This is a genomic window from Bdellovibrio sp. ZAP7, from assembly GCF_006874645.1.
In the GTDB taxonomy this organism is placed as follows: Bacteria; Bdellovibrionota; Bdellovibrionia; order Bdellovibrionales; family Bdellovibrionaceae; genus Bdellovibrio.
Genome location: NZ_CP030082.1, coordinates 2,130,112 through 2,154,955 on the forward strand (window position 1 = coordinate 2,130,112; position 24,844 = coordinate 2,154,955).

Annotated in this window: 25 protein-coding genes; 12 read left to right on the forward strand and 13 right to left on the reverse strand. The window is 44.7% G+C overall.

Annotation, left to right across the window (positions count from 1 at the left end):
- Nucleotides 1-66 precede the first annotated feature (66 nt).
- From DOM22_RS10310 to DOM22_RS10335, 6 genes are all read left to right on the forward strand, one after another.
- Nucleotides 67-285 carry a hypothetical protein gene (locus DOM22_RS10310; protein ID WP_142700268.1) on the forward strand — a complete coding sequence of 73 codons (219 nt, stop codon included), beginning with the start codon at nt 67-69 and terminating at the stop codon, nt 283-285.
- A 221-nt stretch (nt 286-506) separates the two neighbouring features.
- Nucleotides 507-1,685, forward strand: a complete 1,179-nt coding sequence (locus DOM22_RS10315) for a C1 family peptidase (protein WP_142700269.1) — start codon at nt 507-509, stop codon at nt 1,683-1,685.
- Between the two features lie 122 nt (nt 1,686-1,807).
- On the forward strand, nt 1,808-2,557 hold the full coding sequence (locus DOM22_RS10320) for an SDR family NAD(P)-dependent oxidoreductase (RefSeq protein WP_142700270.1): 750 nt from the start codon (nt 1,808-1,810) through the stop codon (nt 2,555-2,557).
- Nucleotides 2,554-2,943, forward strand: coding sequence for a 6-carboxytetrahydropterin synthase (locus DOM22_RS10325; protein ID WP_142700271.1), 390 nt, complete (start codon nt 2,554-2,556; stop codon nt 2,941-2,943). The genes DOM22_RS10320 and DOM22_RS10325 overlap by 4 nt, the downstream gene beginning before the upstream one ends.
- Nucleotides 2,940-3,680: a pseudouridine synthase gene (locus DOM22_RS10330; RefSeq protein WP_142700272.1), complete on the forward strand. Its 741-nt coding sequence runs from the start codon at nt 2,940-2,942 to the stop codon at nt 3,678-3,680. The genes DOM22_RS10325 and DOM22_RS10330 overlap by 4 nt, the downstream gene beginning before the upstream one ends.
- A 137-nt stretch (nt 3,681-3,817) precedes the next feature.
- A complete protein-coding gene (locus DOM22_RS10335; RefSeq protein WP_142700273.1) occupies nt 3,818-5,557 on the forward strand; it encodes a hypothetical protein in 1,740 nt (579 codons plus the stop codon).
- On the opposite strand, the gene DOM22_RS10340 is transcribed toward DOM22_RS10335, so the two are convergent.
- The 4 genes from DOM22_RS10340 to DOM22_RS10355 form a co-directional block, all read right to left on the reverse strand.
- Nucleotides 5,554-6,180: a hypothetical protein gene (locus DOM22_RS10340; RefSeq protein WP_142700274.1), complete on the reverse strand. Its 627-nt coding sequence runs from the start codon at nt 6,178-6,180 to the stop codon at nt 5,554-5,556. The two genes, DOM22_RS10335 and DOM22_RS10340, sit on opposite strands and share 4 nt — an antisense overlap.
- A gap of 57 nt (nt 6,181-6,237) precedes the next feature.
- Nucleotides 6,238-7,059, reverse strand: coding sequence for an ABC transporter substrate-binding protein (locus DOM22_RS10345; protein ID WP_168196625.1), 822 nt, complete (start codon nt 7,057-7,059; stop codon nt 6,238-6,240).
- Nucleotides 7,052-7,879: an ABC transporter substrate-binding protein gene (locus tag DOM22_RS10350; protein ID WP_142700276.1), complete on the reverse strand. Its 828-nt coding sequence runs from the start codon at nt 7,877-7,879 to the stop codon at nt 7,052-7,054. The genes DOM22_RS10345 and DOM22_RS10350 overlap by 8 nt, the downstream gene beginning before the upstream one ends.
- 508 nt (nt 7,880-8,387) lie before the next feature.
- On the reverse strand, nt 8,388-9,185 hold the full coding sequence (locus DOM22_RS10355; protein WP_142700277.1) for a DUF455 family protein: 798 nt from the start codon (nt 9,183-9,185) through the stop codon (nt 8,388-8,390).
- A 65-nt stretch (nt 9,186-9,250) separates the two neighbouring features.
- Between DOM22_RS10355 and DOM22_RS10360 the strand changes: the two genes are divergently transcribed.
- Nucleotides 9,251-9,955 (forward strand): YebC/PmpR family DNA-binding transcriptional regulator, encoded by a 705-nt coding sequence (locus DOM22_RS10360; protein WP_142700278.1) that lies wholly within the window; start codon nt 9,251-9,253, stop codon nt 9,953-9,955.
- Nucleotides 9,956-10,237: 282 nt separating this feature from the next.
- Nucleotides 10,238-10,504: a hypothetical protein gene (locus DOM22_RS10365; protein WP_142700279.1), complete on the forward strand. Its 267-nt coding sequence runs from the start codon at nt 10,238-10,240 to the stop codon at nt 10,502-10,504.
- Nucleotides 10,505-10,609: 105 nt separating this feature from the next.
- Here the strand turns inward: DOM22_RS10365 and DOM22_RS10370 are convergent, their stop codons facing one another.
- The 5 genes from DOM22_RS10370 to DOM22_RS10390 form a co-directional block, all read right to left on the reverse strand.
- Nucleotides 10,610-10,972 carry a hypothetical protein gene (locus DOM22_RS10370; protein ID WP_142700280.1) on the reverse strand — a complete coding sequence of 121 codons (363 nt, stop codon included), beginning with the start codon at nt 10,970-10,972 and terminating at the stop codon, nt 10,610-10,612.
- Nucleotides 10,973-11,325: 353 nt separating this feature from the next.
- On the reverse strand, nt 11,326-11,937 hold the full coding sequence (locus tag DOM22_RS10375) for a hypothetical protein (protein WP_142700281.1): 612 nt from the start codon (nt 11,935-11,937) through the stop codon (nt 11,326-11,328).
- Nucleotides 11,938-12,009: 72 nt separating this feature from the next.
- Nucleotides 12,010-12,447 carry a SufE family protein gene (locus DOM22_RS10380; RefSeq protein ID WP_142700282.1) on the reverse strand — a complete coding sequence of 146 codons (438 nt, stop codon included), beginning with the start codon at nt 12,445-12,447 and terminating at the stop codon, nt 12,010-12,012.
- A complete protein-coding gene (locus DOM22_RS10385) occupies nt 12,447-13,262 on the reverse strand; it encodes a hypothetical protein (protein ID WP_142700283.1) in 816 nt (271 codons plus the stop codon). Before DOM22_RS10385 ends, DOM22_RS10380 begins: the two co-directional genes overlap by 1 nt.
- On the reverse strand, nt 13,262-14,053 hold the full coding sequence (locus tag DOM22_RS10390; RefSeq protein WP_142700284.1) for a phosphatase domain-containing protein: 792 nt from the start codon (nt 14,051-14,053) through the stop codon (nt 13,262-13,264). Before DOM22_RS10390 ends, DOM22_RS10385 begins: the two co-directional genes overlap by 1 nt.
- Nucleotides 14,054-14,286: 233 nt before the next feature.
- On the opposite strand from DOM22_RS10390, the gene DOM22_RS10395 reads away from it, so the two are divergent.
- From DOM22_RS10395 to DOM22_RS10405, 3 genes are all read left to right on the forward strand, one after another.
- Nucleotides 14,287-14,550, forward strand: a complete 264-nt coding sequence (locus DOM22_RS10395; RefSeq protein WP_142700285.1) for a hypothetical protein — start codon at nt 14,287-14,289, stop codon at nt 14,548-14,550.
- Nucleotides 14,551-14,636: 86 nt separating this feature from the next.
- Entirely contained in the window at nt 14,637-14,831 is a 195-nt protein-coding gene (locus DOM22_RS10400) for a hypothetical protein (protein WP_142700286.1), read from the forward strand.
- A gap of 62 nt (nt 14,832-14,893) precedes the next feature.
- A complete protein-coding gene (locus tag DOM22_RS10405; RefSeq protein ID WP_142700287.1) occupies nt 14,894-16,075 on the forward strand; it encodes an MFS transporter in 1,182 nt (393 codons plus the stop codon).
- A 1-nt stretch (nt 16,076) separates the two neighbouring features.
- On the opposite strand, the gene DOM22_RS10410 is transcribed toward DOM22_RS10405, so the two are convergent.
- Nucleotides 16,077-16,970 carry a LysR family transcriptional regulator gene (locus DOM22_RS10410; protein ID WP_142700288.1) on the reverse strand — a complete coding sequence of 298 codons (894 nt, stop codon included), beginning with the start codon at nt 16,968-16,970 and terminating at the stop codon, nt 16,077-16,079.
- Between the two features lie 77 nt (nt 16,971-17,047).
- On the opposite strand from DOM22_RS10410, the gene DOM22_RS10415 reads away from it, so the two are divergent.
- Entirely contained in the window at nt 17,048-17,995 is a 948-nt protein-coding gene (locus tag DOM22_RS10415) for an NAD-dependent epimerase/dehydratase family protein (protein WP_142700289.1), read from the forward strand.
- An 18-nt stretch (nt 17,996-18,013) separates the two neighbouring features.
- On the opposite strand, the gene DOM22_RS10420 is transcribed toward DOM22_RS10415, so the two are convergent.
- The 3 genes from DOM22_RS10420 to DOM22_RS10430 all read right to left on the reverse strand — a co-directional run bounded on the left by DOM22_RS10420 (nt 18,014) and on the right by DOM22_RS10430 (nt 24,697).
- Nucleotides 18,014-20,332, reverse strand: a complete 2,319-nt coding sequence (locus DOM22_RS10420; RefSeq protein WP_142700290.1) for an ACT domain-containing protein — start codon at nt 20,330-20,332, stop codon at nt 18,014-18,016.
- Nucleotides 20,333-20,359: 27 nt separating this feature from the next.
- Nucleotides 20,360-22,888: a DNA mismatch repair protein MutS gene (mutS, locus tag DOM22_RS10425; RefSeq protein WP_246845580.1), complete on the reverse strand. Its 2,529-nt coding sequence runs from the start codon at nt 22,886-22,888 to the stop codon at nt 20,360-20,362.
- Nucleotides 22,889-23,020: 132 nt separating this feature from the next.
- The gene (locus tag DOM22_RS10430) at nt 23,021-24,697 is read right to left on the reverse strand and encodes a methyl-accepting chemotaxis protein (protein ID WP_142700291.1); all 1,677 of its coding nucleotides are present in this window, start codon (nt 24,695-24,697) and stop codon (nt 23,021-23,023) included.
- Between the last annotated feature and the right edge of the window lie 147 nt (nt 24,698-24,844).

Here is a 24,844-nt window from a genome sequence, read left to right on the forward strand (position 1 = left end):
ACGCCGATAAGCTCTATGTCTTAAGACATTTAACCAGCTTAAGATTTACAACTGGGGGTCATAACAATGGCTGACAAAAAGTTTGAAAAGCAAATTCCAAATAACGTAGTAACTCTTGCTTCCGAAAAATGCTGTGGCGAAGGCTGCAAAAAGAAAGCTGATAAAGCTGGTTTCTGCGGTGAGCATTTCATGTGGTTCAAAGAAGGTTTGATCACTAAAGAGGGTTTGAAAGCTGCTGACTTCGACAAGAAGTATTATCAGTTCATCTCTCGTAAAGCCGCTTAGTTTTATTTTAAAACCTCTGATCTACGTCAGAGGGTTTACAATCATTAGTATTTCGAATTCCAAATCCGTTAAAAGCCGGGAATCCCATCCCGGCTTTTTTATTTACACCTGGTTCCCTATTCCGTCACCCGCCCCAATTGATTTTCATCTGATTCCACCAAATCCAACCTGATTGCCTGCGACGTCGACCAACTGGTCCTGCCTTTGCACATTTCGAGGGTATGAAGTCATTCGTATTCGCGCTGCTATTTTTGTCTCAATTTGGAACACTGAGTTTTGCAGTGGCCGCAGGCCCTCCACTATGCTCAATGATCTTCACCGACACTCCCTGGGGTGAACTGCGCCGCGATTTCCAGCATAACGATCACTACACGAAAGAAATTCCTCAAGATACGGCGATTAAGAATCAATGCAACTTGGGCACGTGTCATTTGCACTCTTGGCTAGGTGCTATGGAGAAAACTTATACTTTGCGCACAGGCGAAGTCATGACCCTCTCAAATCAATTTATGAGTGCTCACCAACTTTTGGCGCGCTCAATCATGCAGCTTAAAACTGGTGAAGAAAATGTCGCCAAGGTCGAGCTGGGTGCAGGGCCTTTAAATTCCCGTGACAGTATTATGCTTTATGGAGTGATCCCCGAGGGACTTTGGACTCCAAAAACTGAATTCTATAAAAACCCACAGGCGCAAATTTTAAAAGAGTACACCGAAAACATCATCGGCCGTACCAAAGCGTTGGCGGCTAAAGTTGAAGACCCTGCTCAGAAAAAAGCCATCATTGAAAACGGCGTTGAACAACTGCGCAAACTACACCGCGATTTCGTCGGGGAACTTCCTAAAACTTTCCAATGGGAAGGTCGCCAGTGGACTCCTCAAGAATTCGCCTGGAAGAAATTTTCATTCTTTCTGGGGCCACAGACTCAAATGATCATCCAGGCAAACCGGAAAGCCATGCCTCATACCGAAAGAGTCGGAAAAGATCAGCGAGTTTATACTGACATAAACTCGGTTGAAACAATGGCCGCAAATATGATTGACCGCGGAAGCATGGTTTATCTTTCCTATGAGCACCATCATGAGTATGTGGACAAGCCGACAGGAATTATGTCGATTCGCGCATTCTATACTCCCGATTTCGCAAAACCTTTGACTCGCCAACTACGAGAGCAATTTGACAAAAATGGCGGTGGTCATGCGGTACAGATTATTGGATATGAGCGTCACCCACAAACGGGTCATATTGTTAAATGGAAGATCAAGAATAGCTGGGGCGAAAAAAGCGGCGATGAGGGTTATTATCACATGTATGATGACTATTTCAGAGCTTTCGCTAAGGGCATTACCTATCAGGAAATCGATCCGGCTATAACTCTAAAAATGCCCGTAAAAGGCAACTAGGATGGCCGTCCCGAAAATGAAGTATTTTAATCCGATTGAAGCAGCTTCGCGCAATGACATGACTTCCTATCGGCCAGGACCTTTGCTAGCATGAGTCTTTCTTTGAGACAGAGGTAATTTAGATGAAAAAAGCGGTCGTAATCACAGGAGCTTCCAGCGGGATCGGTGCAGCCACAGCCATTCATTTTGGTAAGCAGGGCTATTTCGTCTATCTGATGGGTCGTAACAAGGACCGCCTGGCTGAGGTGGCTGTTCAATGTCGCAGTGGAGCCTCTTTGATGAGCTGTGATCTGACGGACCTTGCAGCCCTTAATAAACGCATTGGCGAGATCACCTCGACCACAATTCACAGAGTCGAAGTCTTGGTAAATAACGCTGGCATCTTTGACGTGCACTCGACAGAGCAAGGTTCTGATGAATTGTGGCAAAAAGAATTTGAAGTGAATTTAATGAGCGCCGTGCGTTTGACTCGCGCGTTCTTTCCTTATTTTAAACAACACGGTGGCGGTTCTATCGTAAATGTTTCTTCGTCTCTTGGATTAAAGCCAACAGCAGCTACGTCGGCATATTCTGCAATGAAGGCCGCGATGATCAATCTGACTCAAAGTAACTCCCTTGAGGGCGGTGCTTTTAATATTCGCGTAAACTGTGTGGCCCCAGGGATCGTTGATACCCCTATTCATCAGTTCCATTCATTAGAAGAAACAAAACGTAACGCCGCTATTGAACAAATGAATCCAATGCAACCCTTGGGTCGCATTGGAACCTCAGAAGAGATTGCTAAATCCATTTATTTCTTAGGCAGCAATGAACACTCCAGCTGGACCACAGGCGCTGTGCTTGCGGTCGATGGTGGAATTACCAACACATGATCCTCACTTTAAAAAGCTCGTTTTCGAGCGCCCATCTTTATCACCAACCACTATGGAGTTCCGAGGAAAACCTTAAGAACTTTGGCAGATGTTTTACAGAACATGGGCATGGTCACAATTATACACTTGAAGTAGGTTTTCATCTGACGGAAGACGAGCTTAAAGCTAAACTTGAAGAGTACAGACAGCTTTTAAAGAGCCTGACATCGGTGCTTGATCATGAGCATTTGAATTTCGCGATTCCTGAATTTAAAACTAAAATCCCAACGACAGAGAATATCGCCCTGTATTTTATGGAAAAGCTGAAAGAGCATTTGCCACAAAGCCAGATCGCCCATATTCGTCTGTACGAAATGAATGACCTTTGGACGGAGATCCAGCCATGAGTGAAGAAAAAGAAAAAGTACGCCTGTCCAAACTGATGGCTGAAAGAGGTATTTGCTCTCGTCGTGAAGCGGATGACTACATCTCGCGCGGCTTGGTCATGGTCAACGGTCAAGTCGTCGATCAATTGGGAACCAAAGTTGATCCTAATGTTAAAATCACTCTGGAAGCTCAAGCATTAAAACAGCAAAAAAATCTGGTGACGATTCTTTTGAATAAACCCGTGGGATACGTTTCGGCACAACCAGAACCGCAATATATTCCTGCGATTCGTCTGATCACAGATCAAAATCAATTCGGCGATTCAAAGTTGCGCTTAAAGCCGGAACACCTGAAAGGCATCGCTGTTGCGGGCCGCCTGGATATCGACTCCCAAGGGCTCTTACTGTTCACTCAAGATGGCCGTATCGCTAAGAAAATCATCAACGAAGAAACCAAGCTCGAAAAAGAATATATCGTGCGTGTGCAGGGAAATCTGCCTGACGATAAATTAAAACTTCTGCGCCATGGCCTTTCCTTAGATGGCAAGGAATTGAAACCTGCTATCGTGGAATGGATTAACGACGATCAATTGCGCTTCGTTCTGAAAGAAGGAAAGAAACGTCAAATCCGCCGCATGTGTGAGGCTGTCGGCTTAAAAGTTACGGGCTTAAAACGCGTGCGCATCGGGAATATCCGCCTGGGTAAACTTCCCGAGGGGAAATGGCGCTTTCTTGAGGCGGACGAGAGCCTTGATTAGGGATCAAAAAGAGTGCCCTTTATGGGCATCGTTGACAGCTAAAACCCGGTCAATTCCACTACACACCCCGCCACCCTAGCATCTGACTTGCATCATGTTTCCTCGTGGAGCACCCCCAATAGGATGTAAGCTGGAATATGAAAACACTTCGTTTCATTAAGTATATTTTAGGACTCAGTATTGCGGGACTTTTCGTCTCCAACACCGCCTATGCAAAAACATTCTGTAGCATGACTTTAAACTCGAATGACGAGATCAATACTTTTGCTTTAGCCCTTTCAAAACAAGGCTTCGACTTCGTAGAACTGGTTCCCCAAAACAAAGACCCTCGCTGGTTCCAACAGGCCTGCGCGAGCGGTATTAAGTGCGATGTTCTTTTGATTTCAGGCCACTTTGGTGGTCTATTTTTCGGAGAAGGCACATCCCAAACCATCGACATCGCGCAGATGGAAAAAGCCAGCTGCGATAATTCTTGCCCCGGAATTCTCAAGAACCCTAAAGAAGTTTTCTTAATGGGTTGCAACACTCTGGCGAGCCAAGCCCGCGATCATCGTACAATCGATCAATATCTGAATGTTTTGTTGAACGACGGTATCCCTCTGGACTTTGCCGAGCAAGTTGTGGCGTCTCGTTATTCGCAACAGGGATTCAGCCTTGAGAAGCGCTTTGCTTCTATCTTCCCCGAAACTCCAAAACTCTATGGCTTTTTCTCAACGGGGCCCTTAGGAAAATACGCGGCACCTATTTTAAACCGTTATTTGAAAAACGTGGGTAACTATAACACCCACCTTGATACAATCTCTAACTCTCCGAACACAGCGCTTTTAAATGCTTTTAAAGGTCAGGCTTTCCGCGAAACAATTCCTCAAAAAGCTGTTCCGCCAGAAGCTCGTGGTCTTTACTGTGCTCTTCGCTCTAATGACAAGTCCATACAGAGTGCTGCACTAACCAGAATTGCACAGGAAAACAAAGTCACAACATATTTCGATTCCCTGGCAAGTCAGTTGTCTTATGGCGACAGCATCGCGGGACAAATTGACCAGGCAACGAAGCAGATCATCAGTAAATCTTTAGCAAAAATTAAAGCCAACAACAGCCAGCTCGTAACAATTCAGCATGATGTTATGCAGGTTGCATCCAGCCTTGGCCTGATGGATCCTATCACGCGAGACTTCCAAGTGCGCATGCTTTTAGATCAAGCCTATGCCCAAAACATGAACTACGCAAAAGTTCGTCAAATCTGCGGCATCATCCGCGACGAGCCGGGCTTCCAAAACATGACCTTTACCCGCCTTCAGGAACTTTCCAAACGTTCGCCTTATTTCATGCTGACTCTTAGCTGCTATTCTGAAATTAATAATGACATCCGTGATTTCTTATTCAGTAAAATAGCTTCCCCAGATAAAGAACATGAAAGAACGATCGCCCTTTATGTGATGAAGCCTTTCTGGAATGAAAGCGATATGGACTTTCTGTCGATGGTTTTAAAAACGACGGACCCGGTCCTGCGCACGCGCATTTTCATCAGTGCTAAAAAGGTCTTAAGCCAATATCGCTATTCTTTGTTAAACGCCCCAGGCTTACCTGCTTGTGTATTTAACGCTGAATCCAGAATGGATTACTCTTTGGGTAAAGAGTGGAGCTGCTTAAGTGAAAATCAGCCCAATCTTTCTCCAGATATCTGTGACTACTTTGCCGGTCGCAATCCAGATCCAGAAAATGCCGATGATATGCGTTGGTACTGCTGGAGTAATAACAAACAAAGATTCTTAAATTCTCGCCCTGAATGTTACCTGCTGGCTGAGACCTTTAAAATTCGCGGCAACCAGATGAAGAATATCTGGAACTGCTCGAATCGCGATATTTACGGGTATTAGTACACCATGAACTGGCTGACGGAAACGGAAATGACTTTTCCCTTTTCTAATTTAACATGAATTACGGACGTGACATCAAACTTCACGCCGTTCAATTTCATCTTATCCTCGAAATAGTATAGAACAAACGCCTTGGCCTGTTTGCTGGGCTCCCCCAGCTTTTTTACCACTTCTTTTTCCGTCATACCCAAAGTCAGACCGGCGATTTTAGTCTTACCAAATCGCTTATCGACCGTTTCGCAATCTTTCTTGTGTTTATATTTAGAAGACTTTTGATACAAACCAATCGTCAGAATTTGGTTGGACTCCCCACCAAGATCCCCGGAAGTAAACTCCAAAGCCGATTTGTCTGAACCAATCAAACACACCAGGGACACCAGATCTTCACCTTCGCCGAACTCTTTAATTTTAGTTTTATATTTTTTTGCAACAGCATCCAGCGAAGAACTTTGAATGGTATAACCGCTGACGGTCAGTTGATCCTTTTTGGGCTGACCTTTTTTAACCAAAACATCTTCTACGACGACCTTTTCGTCAATTTGAAGAGTCGCACGCTCCTGCTCCTTCGCACTCACCGAAATGCTTAGCAATGTCATAATGAGCAAAGACAGCAGGAATTTCACATTTTCTCCGATTGAGAAATTGTACCGGGGTCTAGAGGCAAACACAAATCACATATATCAAAATGAACCGATCGGCTTATAGTAGACAAGATCTTCGGGATTCACGTATTTAGCAGCTATTTTCAGCAAGGTCCCATCGGCACGGATCTCGTGAATGATCTCGCGGATTTTACCTCGTTCGGCCTCTGTCAGACGCTTACGGGCCAAATAAAAACCAGCATGATAAAGGCCCCCCTGAGGATCAGGAATCGCCCGGAACTGATCCATCTTCTTTTCACGGGTGATAAAATAGTACGTAAATGCCGGAGAACTAAAAGTCGCCTGAATTCTTCCTTCAAGGAGGGCATTAAAGACGCTGGTAGGCCCCGTAAACTCACGCAAGCGATGCTTCGCCTCAAGCTCTAATCTTTCCTGAGGTTGAATAAATAAAAATCCACCCGTCACATTGCCGAATATAATTTTCGGATTTTTCAACAGTGTCGCTACAGTGTCTTTGTCATTGGAATCTTTCTTACTCACCACCAGGGAGCGCGGAAAACTGTACATCTCCACAAAATCGGCGACCTTATCCATTTCCTTATCTTGAGTCGACAGGGCATAGATATCGGATTTATTGCGCTGGAAGTTTTCTTTATTTTTTAAATAGGGCGTGATTTGCTCAGTGGATTTACACCCCAGTCGTCGCACAATCTCTAATAAAAGCTCATAGGCTGTGCCATTTTTATTGTTATTCTTGTCGACGAAAAATCCCGGAGCATCGTCTTGAAAAGAAAGGACATAGCGTTTTTCACAACCCGGCGCCAACGGCCGAATTCCATCCTGCGCCTGAGAAATCAGTGGAACCATCGCTATAAAGACAGAAGCAATTAACTTATTCAATGTGACTGACATCCTTTAAAGCGACGGGTTCGTAATAAATATAATCTGCAGGATTCACGTACTTCTTTTCAATTTCCAAAAGCGTTCCATCCTGACGAACGTTGCTGATAATTGCGCGAACGCGCTGACGCTCCTCTTTTGAAAGTCTTTTGATAGATAAATAAAACCCTAAGGACTGCCACTCACCTTTTTCATCGGGAATAATCTTAAATTGAGCCAATTTATTCTGACGTTTTAAATAGTATGCAGTGAATGCCGGAGAACTGAACGTCGCCTGAACCCGGCCTTCGGATAAAGCATTGAAAACTTCTTGAGGACCTGGAACTTCGCGCAGTCGACGCTCTTTAAATAGTTGTTCTTTTTCAGACTCTTTGATGAAAAAGAGTCCACCGATAATTCCAGCAAAAGTGATTTTAGGATTTTTTAAGATACTTTCGATGGAATCGTTCACACCGAAGGAATCTTTGCGCACCACCAAAGAACGAGGCACGCGGTACATTTCCACGAACTCGCCGAAATTTTCCATCTTAGGAGATTTCGTAGTCAATCCGGTGATATCCACTCTGTGTCTAACAAAACCATCGAGAATGGCTGAATAGGATCCCGGTTCTTCACTCACTTTACATCCCAAACGGCGACCGACTTCCATCAGAATGTCATAAGATGAGCCTTCTTTAATTCCTTTTTCGTTTTTATAAAAACCCGGAGCCGCATCTAGAAAAGCCAAGACATAGCGCTTTTCACAAGGAAGATTCCCACGCAATTTGACTTGCGCGTACACAGGAAATGACAAGACGAAAGAAACCAAAAGACTCAACATGAGTACAAGACTATCTGGCCCTGTTCTGCTCTGTCAAAAAGTGTTAAAGATCGGGCCAGGCCAAAGACATGAGTTGAGTGGGCTGATAGAATTTTAAATCAAGAGGGTCATTGTATTTGCGCTGAATTTTTTGAAGCGTACCATCCTCTCGAATTGTACTGATTAGCTTCTTAAGACGTTCCCTGTCGCCCTCCGAAAGCCGTTTGTGAGAAAGATAAAACCCAACAGAGGTCCAGCTCCCCACATCAGTTCGACTACGACTTCATAGGCAGAACCGCTTTTTTTCCTTTTTCTTCGATATAAGCCGGTGGAGTCCCGAGAAACGTAACAACATAACGCCGCTCGCAGCCGGGTGAGGAACGCGTAAAGAACTTCTGCGCCTGCGCTGTTGATGAAAGCAGGAAAATAGCAAACCACAATTTCAACATGTCCTTAAGATAGAAGGACCTCAACAGAATATCATGGCTTCAAAAGAAGTTTTGTCTATACCAATTTTTAAAAATGTCGATTAGCGCTGCGACAGCGAAGAAAGCGGATTGATAAAGTCCAGACGAAGATTCTCATAGTACTGAATTTCTTCATCTGTGAAACCGGCCTTTCCGCGCAGGATGCGGTTGATCGGCTCGACACGTTTTGGCAGACGATAGCGAAGTTCATCCATGCGTTTTGGGAAGTCTTCGTTAGGATTTATTTTATTTTGCAGGCAAATTTCACGGTACCAACGAGATCCAAAATCCACGTGACCGATTTCTTCGAAATTAATTTGCTTCACGATTTTTTGAATCGTTTCTTTTCCTGAAGTGCCCTCCAGACGACGAATCAATGTGTCGCCCGCATCCAGACCACTGCCTTCCAAATAACGGTGAACGATCAAAATACGATCAAGCAACGTGTCTTCAGGAGCGACGGCATACCAAAGAGCCGCATGAACAGGCCAGTCTCCCCATTTGAATCCCAGAGATTCAATCGCCTCTAAGCACATACGCAAATGTTGAGCTTCAGAAACTGTGACTGCGACCAACTCTTCTTTGAAACCTTCTGGAGCATCCGGGAATTCAGACAGAGTCCTTACCCCTAATTCCATCGCTTGAAGTTCAATGCTGGCCAAATCATGAAGCATGCGAGCCTGCCCCTCGATCGTCGAAAACCCCTTTTTCGGGGGATGATATTTTGGATGCAGCAAGTCAATATCGCGATTTGGGTCCTTCGGAGCCAAATGAGGGGTTTTAAGCTTAAAAGCTTCCTCACAAGACTTCTCAATTTCATTAATTTTGGCCCAAACATCGGCAATTTCGAACGTCAACATAGGAAGCGTTTTACATGCAGCTCCCTCGCTTGCCAAATACTTCGTGATTTGGTGAAATTCCTCTCATGGGAAAATCATGGAAAACCGCAGGTAAAGTAGAGAAAGCCCAACAAAAGGGTCAAATATTCACAAAACTAGCGCGCGAGATTCAAGTCGCTGCGAAAGTTGGAGGCCCTGATCCGGCAGCGAATGCTCGTCTCCGTTTGGCGATTGATGCCGCTAAAAAAGTATCATGCCCGAACGACACGATTGATCGTGCGATTAAAAAAGGTGCTGGTCTTTTAGATGACGGTAAAGTTATCGAAGAGTTGATGTACGAAGGCTACGGCCCTCATGGCGTTGGTGTTATCGTTGAATGTCAAACAGACAACAAACACAGAACTGCTCCAGACATGCGCCACGCTTTCAAGTCTCACGACGGCAACATGGGTGAAACAGGATCTGTTGCCTGGATGTTTGAGCACGTAGGTCTTTTGGAAGGTGTTAAAGCTGGAACTTTTGATCCAGATGAAGAAGCTATCGAAGCTGGTGCTAACGAAGTTGGCCCTGGTGAAGACGAAGGCTCTTACGAATTCTACACGGGAGCGACTGAACTAGACGCTGTTCGTGATGCTTTGATCAAACGTGGCTGGAAAGTGACGAAGTCCGAGCTTTCTTATAAAGCAAAGAACATCACTGAGCTATCTGATGAACAAAGAAAAGACGTTGAAGAGTTCTTGAACTACCTAGACGACATGGACGACACTCACCGCGTTCACGCAACGATCTAAAAGGTACGGACACACTTTCTCCATTCATAAATAAAAAAAAGGCAGAATAATCAAATTCTGCCTTTTTTTTATTCTACAGGCGATATTATGGAGAGAGTAAGTCCGTACCTTTTACAGAAATAGTTAGTTTGAAAAACGAAGTTCCTATTATGATACATCGGCTTTCAATTTATTTTGAAAGCGTATTTTACAGTCAAGGAATTAACATTTTTTAATTCCAAACTCATCTCGGATTAATCCTTGTGCAGTAGCATTTTATTAACAAAGTTTTTAGGAGGATTTATGAAATCTCTAGTTATGGCTCTTGTTCTTATGGGTTCCGTCTCTGCATTCGCAAACGAAGGTCACGGCGGCAAAGATCACCCTTGCCAAAAAGTTAAAGCCGCTTGCGAAGCAGCGGGTTTTAAAAAAGGCGAACACGCTAATAAAAAAGGTCTTTGGAAAGACTGTGTAGATCCAGTGATGGAAGGTAAATCAGTCGCTGGCGTTACTGTAAGTGCAGCGGATGTTTCCGCCTGCAAAATCAAAAAAGAAGAACACAAGAAATAGTTCGCTCTTTAAATTTGAACAAAAAAGGCTGGATGACTCCAGCCTTTTTTTGTTCTGATCTCAGCGGCCTCATCTCCAGGTTTGAAATGAGGTGGCGTTTTCTATCTATTTACAGCTTTTTGAATCACCATGATCACCAAAATCAGAAAGTGTGTGCTGAATGCCGTCTTTATCAACAGCAAGGATTATTCCTATTCCGCTGTCTAATACGTAGATCGTGGCAGCAGTAAGGCGTACCTCTGGAAACCAATCCGCCTCACGAAGGTCTTTACGGCTTGCCTCATGAACTGATGCTATTTTAAATGAATCCTTACCCTCTGCGGTTTTAACAATCAAAGTTTTACCTTTAACACTAAATTCAACAGGGGTAGCTTCTAGGTTACAGACTTTTGCATACTTCACCGAAGCAGACGCCGCACTAGCAATCAATAGGTTGGCCATCAATAGTAAGGCAAATTTTTTGTTCACGTTAATACTCCATCTCTAAGGTCGATTGTTTAAATTTTGAATACGCTGTCCGGAACCTTATATCATGCTGCGCCCAAACGAACTCACGAACAAATCTGAACAAAATTTAACAAGTAATTTTTATCTGTCGAGCCTCTAGACACCCCCATCAGAAGGTAGGAAATACCATTCATTTCATAGCTCCGTGCACGTTTAGTTATTGCGGCTTCCACTCCCGCTTTATCAGGTGTGATTGTAAGTGCAGCTGATGTTTCTGTCTGCGAAATCAAAAAAAGAAGAACACAAGAAATAGCTCTGACTTAGATTTAAAACTAAAAAGGCTGGATCTTCTTCAACCCTTTTTTTGTTATGTGCTACTGGGGATCTCTGCCCATAATAACGTGGGGATATGTCTTACCGCTGACATTGATATGAACCTCAGAAACATGAAGAATCTGACTGAATCCTAATTTAGAAAAGCTCTTATAGATTGGGGTCAGCTTAAGACGTTCTTCATATGAGAGTTCTTTATGAGAATCGAAAGCTTCTTTGTTCACCATATCTAGTTCAAAAATAACTCTACCAATATTGGGTGATTTTTCGATGCACATTTTCAACAGTGCACTACTAATCCCCATGTTACGATAGTCTACCGGAACTTTGATGAGGTCGATAGCGATAGCATCACTATTGGGAATATCACGATAGTACAAAAATGCACCACTCGGCTGGGCCTTGATACTGTTGAACTCATACTTCCCGTCTTTACGGGACGAGAGTAGTTTACCTCTCAGATCAGAATCAGAAATAGCTTTATCCAAGGCATCCGCAATTGTGTTCGGCGTTCCGGTAACTTTCTCAATGATGTATTCTTGATTCTGTAGTGCGAAGACGTGGGAACACTGTCCTGCCGCAAATAGGTTCGCCGTCCAAAATGTAGACAGAAGTGAGGCGATGATAAGCAAGCTATTGATTTTAACTTTCATGCAATTACTGGTAGCAATTGCAATACCATATTAAAAACAACCGACCTAACAATAGGGTACTCTGGGGAACGCTTATTTCTTTATCTTCAACATGTAATCAAATGCCGTCGCATAAAGCTTGATTTGCTTTAACATCGAATGCAGACCGTTCGCGCGGCTTGGGGAAAGATTTCCCTCAAAGCCCAGAGCTCGTAAAAACTCCGGTGGCGTCATCAAAACTTCATTGGGTGTGGATCCTGAATAGACCTTCAAAAGCAGTGCTACAAGACCTTTAACGATCAAAGCGTCGCTATCACCCACCAACAACATCTTGCCATCATCAGTAACCGAAGCATGCAACCAGACTTGAGATTGGCAACCCTTGACGATGTTTTGTTCGGTCTTCAAAGCTTCCGGCATTTCCGGCAGGGATTTACCCATCTCGATGATTTTCTTATAGCGATCTTCCCAATCCGTGAAAGCGGAAAAATCAGCGATAACTTGTGCCTGGCGTTCCTGGATAGTCGACATTATTCAATCACTTTCAATTCTGGGATGATTTCAAACAGGGTTTCTTCTAAAGATTGCCCCTGCTCCCCTAACATTTCGTGGAAAGCTTTTTTATCCAAGTTCGACACGATCTCAAAGCATTTTTTGTAAAAACCCTCGATATCGTCATGATATCCATTCCAAAGTTCTTTGAATTTCACTTCTGGCATGCTCCAGGATTTTTTCTCAGCCGCCGTCCCGTCCGTACGATTGTGATAATCCAACAGCGTCATAGTCTGGCGAGGAGAGAAATCCATCATCACCAAGGCTTCTTCCAACAAAGCAAGCTCCACATACCAAAGGTAGTTATTCAGATGCTCCCAGAAATCGATACCACGGTCACCGTAAGAACTTTTACAGAAGAACGTCGTGCAAACCACACCGCGATTTCTCCACACGTTGCAGTTGGATTTTTCTTTGTTGTAGTAAGGGCATAACCAGTCTTCACGTTGACCGAAGTCACCTTCTTCACGATTATTAAAAGCGACTTGGTATTTTACCGGAGCGACCATCCCGATCGGCAAAGAGTATTCACGATTTGCGATTTTAGCGCGGAAGATGCGATGAGCTTCCGTGGCATTGGGATCGCTTAATAAAGCTCCCACCATGAAGTTTGGAATAAAGGGATGGAAAGTACAGCACTTCAGATCCTCGCGATAATGGATCGGGCCCTTTTCGCGAGGACGAGACATCGCGCAAGTATCACAGGTGGCCTTTTTTTCCTGAGGTTCAAAATTCAGGATCTCGCGAGGGAGAAGGGTTTGGTAAACTTGCGGAAGCTGGTACTTTAAAATCATTAATTATTGCAGCGTTTTTCGATCTTCGCTTTGAGATTATTCAGCAAAGGATAGTCTGAAGTTTCCTGATCCCAGGACCAGACAAAATCGCGGCATTCCACAAAGTAGGGGAAGGCCATGATACCTCGCTTTGGTTTCCCCTTTTCTGCCACAATTCGAGGTACCAAGTAATCAACTAAAAGTTGGACGGAACTATTTTTCAAAAATCCACGTCTCTTAAGCTCTAGGGCGACTTCCACAGGAGTCACGAAATACATCTGCCCCAAGTAAAGCGAAGAACCCTCACCACCGAATTTGGGAGTGTTATAGGCATCACGGATGAATTGGTGAAAACGGATGTGCGGGTACCCTTCGGCGATTGTATTGTAAACCTTGGCGTCGACTTCGCCATTATCCCCGAGCAAGATCACGTCTGTCGGGTGAGTTTTATCGATGATTTGCACCAGAGTTCTGACCTTGTGCTCATCCTTCGAATAAACTGTGCGAGGGAAATAGACCCCTGATGGGAATCCACCGCGCTCCAGGGCCGCCGTGTGCGTATTACCCATCAACCATTCAGGGGCACGGGAGACGTAAAACATACGAGCCCCCGTATCCTGAACGACGGCATTTAAGAGCTCACTCATACCCATAAACAGGCTGTCTTTATCAAAAACGTATTTTGCCGAATCAGAAAGATCCTGCACATATTGCGGGCGAATCGTATCATCGATATCGCTCACCACGATCGTTTGCGCGGATGCCGCAAACCCAACAAACAAGAAGACTAAGGATACTAAAAACCTTTTCATGAATCCCCCATTGACCCTGTCCAATCCCTCGACAGGGGTTGCACCATTCACGTCACCCGTCTCACAAGTAAACAGGCCCCTTTAATGGTTCAAATTGAGACCGATTAAATCAGCAATTTCATGGGGTTACAAAGGTCTTTTTGAAGTCCGTGCAAGATTCTTTGGCACACCCCGTGCTTTACCTAACAGTATCAAGTCACTTCGAAATGAAGGGCTTTAACCAAGGGGTTTTTATGAAAGCACTTTTGACTATCTTCGTACTCGCTTATTCTTGCAGTTCCTTTGCTTGGATCTCTAAAGACGCGGTTCAAAAGGAATATACGTTCAAATATAAGCTTTCTGGCCAATCCTTTGAGGTTAAAAAGCAAGCTGCTAGCTATGAAGACGCTTTCCAAGTTGCCGCTCAACAGTGTTTTAATCACTACAAAGGCGCTGGCAAAGTTTCCGAAGAACGCGGTTTGGATATTATCGACGTTTGCGCAAACCCACGCTCTTAATTCAACGCATCGAGGCAGGATTTCCTATTCCCCCGTACGAGGTCCTGCATTATACTGGCTCTGTTTTAATTTGAAGGAGCCTTCTTATGGGTATCATGAAATCCGTACTTGAATTCATCGCTGGTAAAGACCCAGATATCTTCGACGAAAAGGGCAATGTGTCCCACAAACTTCCTAAGAAAAAATGGGAAGCTTGGCACAACCGCACAAAAACTGATCCTCAATACAATTGGCGCAACCACACGGGGATCACAGGCGCTCCAAAGAAAAAATCGAATTAGTCACTTAAGACACCCACCCTCAAAGTGGGTGTTTTTCTTTTCCCATCTTGCAGGCTTCACCTATGACTCAATCTCATTCATCGACAAAACTTTCCCCTACCACTGTTTGGATCATGGCTATTGCCACGGGTCTTAGTGTCGCCAACCTTTACTACAATCAACCACTCTTGGCAGAGTTGCAGAAAGAATTCGGCGTAACCGTGAAAGAGGTCGGCATCATCCCGACATTGACTCAAGTGGGTTATGCTTTAGGGATGTTATTCCTAGTTCCGATGGGTGACATGTTTGAACGAAGAAAACTGATCGTCATCACATCATTAGCGGTGACGGCGGCACTAATCATGGCAGCGACTGCGCACAGTCTGTGGATCATGGTTATTGCGAGTTTACTGATCGGACTTTTTACGATGGTGCCTCAGTTGATCATTCCCTTTGCCGCACACTTGGCGAGCAATGAAAATCGCGGCAAGGTGATCGGCATTATCATGAGTGGTTTGCTGATCGGAATATTATGTTCGCGCACGATCGCTGGATTCTTAGGAGATCTTTTCGGCTGGAGAATCGTGTTTTACTCAGCTGCGGGATTGATGATTGTTTTGGCGAGTTGTCTTTGGTTTATTCTGCCTGCGAGCGAAGTGACTTATAAAGGTTCTTACTTTGGGTTGATAAAATCGATTGGAACATTAGTTAAGGAAGAAGCCATCTTGCGCGAATCCGCCGTGATTGGCGCGATGATCTTTGGTGTATTCAGCTCTATCTGGGCAACATTGATTTTCCTTTTGTCGTCACCGCATTTTGGAATGGGTGCAAAAGAGGTCGGCTTGTTCGGATTACTGGGAGCAGCTGGCGCGATGGCAGCACCTGTTGTCGGTAGAGTCGCAGATAAAAAAGGCCCGCGCACTGGGGTTGCTATTGGTTTAAGTGTTTTGGCTTTATCGGTTCTCATCCTGTGGGGATCTGGAGCTAGCATCTTGGGTCTGATCATTGGTATTTTCATTCTTGATTTCGGAATTCAAGCGACCCACATCTCGAACCAAACACGTGTCTTTGCTTTGCGTGAGGATGCTCGCAGCCGCTTAAACACAGTTTATATGTTTTCTTACTTCATGGGCGGAGCCCTGGGCTCGCTAGTCGCTTCCTACGCTTGGAATGCTGGCCAATGGATGGGGGTTTGTATCGTCCTGTCTGCGGGTACCGCCATCGCAATCGCCGCATTCCTGATCGGGCATCCGCAAAAAAAATAATTTATTTTAAATAGTGCGCGAGCCCTTCGCTGAGGCCCATGAAAACTGTTTTATACCGAGCCGTTGTTTTAAGATTTTCATGCATAGCGACCCACAACCCCAGCTTGGGATTCACATCGTTTCTTAAAACTCTGATGAGGTTTATATCTTTCTCCGCAATTTTGGCCTGGCACATACCTATTCCCAAACCATTTCTGATAGCGCTTAATTGAACGAGGTCATTATCAGTTCTGAGTGAAAAATCTCCTCTGTGGAGATTTCCAATTTTTGTTTTGAAACTGCGAACAAAATCCGTTTCCTCGTCAAATCCAATTAATGAGTGACCTTTCAGTTCGATTTGATTTTGGGGAGTACCGCGTTTTTTAAGATAAGATTTGTGAGCAAACCAACCTAATTCAGTATCGCCGACTTTTTTAATAAGAAGAGCTTGTTGCGTGGGTTTAAACATTCTCACAGCTATATCTACTTCTCGATCAAGAAGATTTTTGGGTGAATTGGATGCAACCATCTCAATGTCCAAATCGGGATGCCGGCCCATTAATTCGGTCAGAATCTTGGGCAAAACTTCAACACTGATTACGTCACTTGCCGTGATTCGCACCGTACCTTTAATCGAATCGCTATATTCCGAAATTTCTCGAACCAAGGCCACGGCATTAGAGGCGATGACTTCTGCATACGGAATAAGCCGTCGCCCCGCCTCGGTGAGAGCGAAACCACTTTGAGATCTTGTAAAGAGCGATGTGCGCAGTCCCTGCTCCAAAAGATCGATATGCCTACCCACCGTCGGTTGCGATATACCCAATGATTTGGCTGCTCCAGAAAGAGACTTTGCACGAACAACCTCTAAAAACGACTTGTATAGATCCCAACTCAGACTATTTTCCATATACATAAATGTATAGCATATATAGAATTATATGCAATTTTCTTTAGGCCAAATAAGTGCGAATATAAGTGCATGGAGGTTCCATGAAAAATAAATCCGCACTCATTCTGGGAATATCTGGCGGCATTGGGGGAGAAGTTGCAAAAGCTCTTATTGCTAGTGGCTGGAAAGTAAAAGGTCTTTTACGTCACGAAAACGATTCAACCCCCACCGAGGTAGACATAATTAAAGGAGATGCACTGAATCGCAATGATGTCATTGCTGCCGCAAAAGGAGTTGACGTTATTGTTCACGCTTTAAATCCGCCGGGCTATAAAAACTGGAGTTTGCAGGTTTTACCGATGATCGACAATACGATTGCTGCTGCTAAAGCTGTCGGTGCAAGAATTGTTTTGCCTGGGACAATCTACAATTATGGAATCAAAACTCCGCCAATAATTACAGAAACCACCCCCCAAGAACCCAGCACCAGAAAGGGACTGATTCGCAAAAATCTGGAAATAAAGCTCTTACAGGCTGCAAACGAAGGCATTCGCGTCTTGATTGTACGCTGCGGAGATTTTTATGGACCGAAACCTGGAAACAATTGGTTTTCCCAAGGCATGGTAAAACCGAACAGACCGGTCACCATCATATCGAATCCTAGTACAAAAGGCGTCGGACACGCATGGGCATATTTACCAGACGTGGCAAGTACGATGGTTCAATTGCTCAACCAAGAAGAACGCTTGGCCACTTTCGATGTTTTCAACTTCGGTGGAAACTGGGATTTTGATGGTCAACAGATGGCCAATATGATTAATGCGAACCTAAAAACGCCAGCCAAAGTCCGAAAAGCCCCTTGGTTTATATTTTTACTACTAGCCCCCTTCGTGCCTACATTCAGAGAACTGCTGGAGATGAAATATCTGTGGAGAAAAGAATATAGGTTGGATAATTCGAAACTTAAGGCTTTTTTAGGCGCGGAACCCAGCACCCCATTTGCACAAGCCGTCGGTAATACTTTACGGGGTCTGGGATGCCTGAAGTGAGACACGAATCGGGCAATTCTATGGAGTTGCCCGGATGGTGAATCTATCGTGCAACGCTTTGATCAGCAATTGAGGATCCCCTTCCGCTTTAATCATAAAAATATCGTCCACTTGTCGGCCCCACGTATGCACGCGGGCTGATTTGATGCTGACATTTAAATCACTCAAAGCCTTGGCTGCCGCCGCAAGCAAACCTGCTTGGTCGGGACCACGGAAACTGATAACCCATTCTTTGTCGTGGGCACTCATCAATTGAATTTGATCAAATTGGACTTGGGGAATCTCTTTTTCTTTTAATTGCGAACTCTTTAACAACTGCTCAAGAGTTTTCAAGTTTTTTTGCGTAGAAACTTGGAACCAGTCATAAACTCCCACCTTGGGTAGCGTATGAATCGAAGCATGACGAATACCCAAACCCAAGGAATAGAATTGACCTACATAGTCGGCCAAGATCCCCTTGCGATCGCGCTTTTGATGCATTCGCACCCACGTATCGCCTTGTTTGGTTTGCATGATTTTAGGAGGTAACGATTCACTGGAGTCTTCGGCTTTTTTTAAATCCTCAACCAAGTCATTCATGGAAAGACTATCAACCAAGACAGGTCCCAGCTCTTCATAAATCTCCTCAGAAATATGCAGATGCTTTTTCGCCTTCAAAGTTCTGAAAGTGAAATAATCTTGAGCTTTTTTACTTTCAAGATTTTCAACCAATTCGGCCAGCAAGCGCCCCTTCCACTCATTCCAAGCTTCGGGATTGGTTGCGCGAATATCGACCGCTGTAAAGATCGCCAGACGTTTTAATGCATCACCCTCGACACCCTTGTCGCGCAATTCTTGCCACACGCGAGGATCTTTGGAATTTTTACGGAAAGCCGCTTGTGAAAGCTCCAAGTGGTTTTTCACCATCCAGTTCACGTCGTCGGTGAATTTCTTTTTAAAGCCGAAAGCTTTAAAGTCACGGGTAACGATCGCCGTCCCCGCTTCCGAGTGATCTCCACTATCTATACCCTTGGCCAAATCGTGATACATACAAGTCCAGGAAAGCACTTGCCAGTCATAAGGGTTCAGGGATTTAGCGACCGCCTGCAAGGGACCCAGTTCTTTAGGTTTTGCAAAGACACGTTTGATCTCACGACAGGCTTGCATGATATGCGAATCCGCCGTGTAGCGATGATACTGATCGTGCTGAACGTATCCAACCAAGCGCGTGATTTCCGGCACCAACTTATCAATCAAACGAGACCGGAAAATACTATAAAGGAATTCATCCTTGGCTTTAACACTCAAGACTTGATCCAGTTCCTGACCACGAAGTTTACCCATTTTTTTGATTTCTGTGGCTGGCAAAAGATGATCCAATTCTTCACGAACTTTCTTTTGCATCAAAACGCTGGAGTTTTTTTCTAAGGCAGAAAACAAATCACTCGGTTTATAAAACTCGGAGCGTTCAATTTTCTTAAGAACTTCTTCAGGAGCATCTGCAACCGCAATAATCCAGTCTGAATAGAAATTTACACGGGACAAACCACGCTGCAAAGAGCGCATGAAGTCCTTGTGGGATTTAAATCCCATCCATTTACCTAAATCGAACTGTGCTGAACTGGAAAGGATATCACTGTGTCCTTCCAGATGAAGTTTCTGACGAAGGCTTAACAGGTAATCTCGGTAGTAATTTAAAACATTAAGCGCATGTCCTGGATTCGTGAACCGCTCAGCGAACATTTCATAAATCTGCAGACCTTGTTCAAGGTCACGCAAACCTCCAGGTCCGTACTTCAAATTAGGCTCGAGATAATTTGTGATGGAATCAAATCTGTTTTCGCGTGCTTTGCGTTCTTCCTTTACCGCTTTAAGCAAAGTCTTACGCCACATGTTCTTTTTCGACCAGATGCGCTTCTGTTGTTCAAAAAGCTTTCGCGCCCCTTCTGGAGTTAAGGGCTTTGCTTTTAAGAGAGCCAAAACATCGAATGCTTCTACCCCCTCAGTCCAATCTTCGGGATTGGCCGGCATACGATAGCGAAGCTTTAAACCCTTTTCCTGAAGCTGGTTGGTAAATTCACGGACTTTGTCTTCGTCACCACAGAATAAAATATCAATATCAGATTTCGGACTAAGCTCACCGCGAGCCCAAGAGCCCAGCATGATCGGATGAGTATCTCGCCACAAAGGATTGCTTTTGAGCGATTCCTCCAGCTTGGCACCAAGCCATAACGAAAAGCTCTGACTGGAAAAACAAAACACCTGACGGACATCTCCGTCAGGTGTCATTAGTGGTGGATTTAAAATTTCTTGAGCCTGAACAAGCTGCTCGCTGGTGAGATACGTCTTAGCTGCCATAGTTAAAATGATCAGCCAATTTACCCTCTATTGCAAGCTGGTGTTTTCAGCGATGGCTTTCCATTTGGCAACCTGACCCATGACTTCTAGAGGACTTGATTGCAACAGTGGATACTTTTGCAATTCATCCATCAAAGATTTCACGCTTTCAGGGATCACTGGAACCTCAACCGCAGGAGCCGTTGCCATTTCCATAGGAGAGTCTTCCACGTGGTCCAGAAGGGACAACTGGCTACTTGCTTGAACACGTTTAGATTCAATCTCACGCAACAAGCTTTTCGCACGTTTCGTCACCGTCGGAGGAAGCCCCGCAAGTTCCGCCACCTGAACCCCGTAGGATTTCAAAGCTGGACCTTTCACCAAAGTATGAAGGAAACGGATTTCGCCGTTTCTTTCAGCGACAGTCATATGTGAATTTGTGATCTGACCGTAGCTTTGATCCAAGGTCGTCAATTCATGATAGTGGGTCGCAAAGAACGTCAATGCTTTCACTTCGCTCAGCAAGTGCTCCAAGATAGATTGCGCCAAGCACATACCATCAAACGTACTTGTACCACGACCGACTTCATCCAGGATAACCAAGGAGTTCTTCGTCGCGTTTTTAAGCATCGCCGAAGTTTCAGTCATCTCAACCATGAAAGTTGATAGACCTTCTGACAATTGATCGCTGGCACCGATACGGGTAAAGATCGCATCAAAGATCGGAAGTTTTGCTTCATCAGCGGGAACGAAAGATCCCATTTGCGCCATGATCGCGTTCAAGGCCACTTGGCGCATCAAAGTCGATTTACCGGCCATATTCGGGCCTGTAAGCAACAGGCAAGAATGCGGATGCAGTTCGATGTCGTTTGCAACGAAATTTGTTTTCACCGTTTGCTCGACCACCGGATGGCGGCTGGCTTTTAACTGCAAAGAATTGTTTTCAGTGAATTTCGGACGAGCGTATTTTTCTTCAAGGCTTAACCAAGCAAGACTTGAGATCACGTCCATTTCGCTGCACTCATGAGCAAGCGTTAGCAATGCTGGACATTGAGTCAGGATCTCTTTGCGAAGCATATCAAAGAATTCAAATTCAAGATCGGCACGCTTTGTATTCGCTGATAATACTTTTCTTTCAAGCTCTACCAACTCATCTGTGCAATAGCGCTCGGCATTCGTCAAAGTCTGCTTACGTTGATAGTTCGCAGGTGCTTTGTCTTTATGAGAGTTTGTGATTTCGATATAATAACCGAAAACGTTGTTGTAACGGATTTTCAGACTGGAGATTCCAGTTTTTTCTTTTTCTTCCGCTTCCATCTTAGCCACAAGCGCTTGAGCATTTGTGGAAAGATCAATCAACTCGTCCAATTCAGAAGAAACACCCTGACGGATCAAGTAACCTTGTTTTGTCGCCAAAGGTGGATCTTCCACCAAAGTTCTTTCGATTTTATACGCCAACTCACGAAGGCTTTCAAAATTGGCTGTTGAACCACTTGCCTGAACAAATACTTCCAGCGCACTGACACCGGCATGAACGCTGCCGGCTAATGCCAATAAATCACGACCATTGCATTGAGGTTGAGAAATTTTACCCAAACGACGTTCAATATCACCCATTTGACCCAGAATTTGACGAGCACGTTTTAATTCCAAAACGTGACTGCGCCAAAATTCAACAGAATCCAAACGGTTTTCGATAGCTTTCACATCACGCAAGGGGAAGCTTAACCACTGGCGAAGCATACGGCTGCCGGCTGAAGTTTGCGTGCGATTGATCGCATGGAACAAGCTCCCCAAGCCTTCACCTTTGTATGTCGAGAACACTTCTAAGTGTCTTAGAGTCGTGCTGGAAATATCCAGGCGGTGCTCAAGATCTCTTTCCACGAATGGAGAAAGAGTTTTCAAAGCTTCCTCACCTGACAACTGCAAAACATAACTTAGAAGCCTTGCCGCTGAAGCCGGAGCTGCATTTTTAAGAAGATCATTCCCTGTATCCATCATTTCTTCATGATGACTGATCAGAATATTTTCCAGACCCGCAAGCAAAGCTTCATGTTCTTTAGAGATCACGATCTCTGCCACTGGCAAGATTTGCACAAAACGCAAAAGCTCATGAGAGTTTTTAGATTTAAAGAAGAACGCCTCGCCCGTTGTTGAATCCAGGAAGCTGATCGATGTTTGATCAATGCTCACCAGGTAGTGCGGCTTAGTTCCGTCTAAAGTATCAGAATCATAAACCATACCCGGCGTCAGAACGCGTGTTACTCCACGCTTAACGATGCCTTTAGCATTTTTAGGATCTTCAAGTTGATCACAGATCGCTACTTTAAAACCATGCGCCAAAAGTTTATTGATGGGACCTGCCACAGAATGGTGAGGCATCCCGCACATCGGAGTTTCGTCCTGCGATTTTTTGTTTCTTTGAGTAAGCGCAATCCCTAAAACAGGCGCCGCTTTAACCGCATCATCAAAGAACATTTCAAAAAAGTCCCCCATGCGGAATAAAAGGACCTTATCTTGATGGACAGATTTAATGTCCCAGTACTGCTTCATTAGTGGAGTAAGATTAGCTGACATAGGCTGAAAAAAGTACCCCAGCTTCACCCCACGTTTCACTCACAAAACACTGTTAACGCGGCGCTTGTTTGGAAATAAAAAAGGGAGCCTTTCGACTCCCCTTTTATTTTTACTTAAAGCTGCTTTTAACGATTAAAAACCGTCTGTATTCCCAACTTTTCGCGTATCGTCGTCAAAAGGAATCAATTCAGAAGCTTTGACTTCTCCAGAACTTGCTTGGGCCTTGGCAGCAGGCTTAAACTTCACCACATTAGTTGCTGCTTTTTTAGTCACAGGCGCTCCTGGCTTTCCTTTGAGAGCGGCTTTCTTTTTCTCAGCGACAACGGGCTGACCTTCACTCATAGCCTCTTCACCATGACCACCCATCACTACATTCGATAATGTTACAACGACACTGTACATTTGTTTGGACTGCGCAGCCATTTCCTCAGAGGTTGCTGCGATCTCTTCCGAAGAAGCTGCATTCGCCTGAGAGCTTTGATCCAACTGATTCATCGCTTTACTGATTTGCTGAATGCCCGTTGTCTGTTCAGAACTTGCAGCGGAGATTTCGTTGTTCAAATCAGAAACTTTCTTAATCGAAGTCACGATGTTTTTAAGAACCTCACCCGCTTTGTCGGCGATTTTAGATCCGCCTTCCACCTGGTCTACGGAGTTCTTAATCAACCCATTGATGTCTTTTGCTGCCACTGCAGATCTTTGCGCAAGACTGCGAACCGCTTCTGCCACGACTGCAAAACCTCGCCCCTGCTCCCCTGCGCGCGCAGCCTCCACCGCTGCATTCAAGGCCAACAAATTTGTTTGGAAAGCGATATCATCGATGACATTGATAATCTCTTCGATTTTTTTAGATGACTGAGAAATGCCGTGCATGGAAGTCACAAGCTTTTGCATTTCCTGCTCTCCGTCTTCTGCTGCTGAACGCGATGCTTGCGACAAATTTGCCGCCTGCTTAGCATTGTCAGAATTCATGGAAACCATCGAAGACATTTCCTCCAGGGCGGCTACTGTTTCCTCCAAGGAAGCTGCTGACGTCGTAGAAGATTGCGACAAGCTTTGTCCCGCTTCGGTTAATTGAGTGATCGCCATATTCACTTGATTGCAAGAATCTGAAAGCTGACCCACAACTTCTGATACGTTTTTACTTAAACGAGAAGCAATCACTATTAACGCAAAGAAGACACCAAAACTACAAGCCAAACCAATTCCCACGAGTAACTTAAAGACAGAGGCTTTCTCTGCTTCTTGCGCCAGGTTGTTCTTTTTCACAACCTCGTTATACATGGCCATGATTTTTCCCGTCGTACCTTTGATTTGTACGGATTCCTGCTGGTAAGCACCTTCGGCAGCTGCCGCACGAGCTTTTTCATAGTTCTCAGGCGTCGGAATTTTTAAGATCTGAATGAACTCTTCCACGTGAGCCACGTAGCTTGCGTGGCTATTTTTCATGGGCGCATAGATTTCTCTTTCACCCTCAAGATCAGGAGAAGCCTCGTAAAGCGCAACAGCATCCTTATATTCCTTCAATGCCTGTTCAAGTTTTTCGATATAGATGTTTCGACGCTTTTCAAAATTCAAATTTGCAATCGCGCCCCAAAGATACTGACCGATACGAGCACGCCCTCCCTCGATCTGCCCTAAGGCATCAACATTAGGAATGATCTGTGTGTACGAGCTGCCTAACATCCCACCGATGGAAGTAAGCCCACTAAATGCCACATACCCCAGAACCGCAAAACCCACTAACGGCAACAGGGCCGCCACCAAAAGCTTGGCCTTAATGCCCTTAAACCACGAACCTAAATTCATAATCCCCACCTTAATTATAAAAAAGCCGCAGTACCTATCGGGATAAAAGACCAGGAAGTAAAATGTGAGTACAACGCGTCTCAATTTGAGAGCATCGACTCCGCTAGTCATGCCTAATTAGCGGGATTTCGGAACATTTTCTCATTT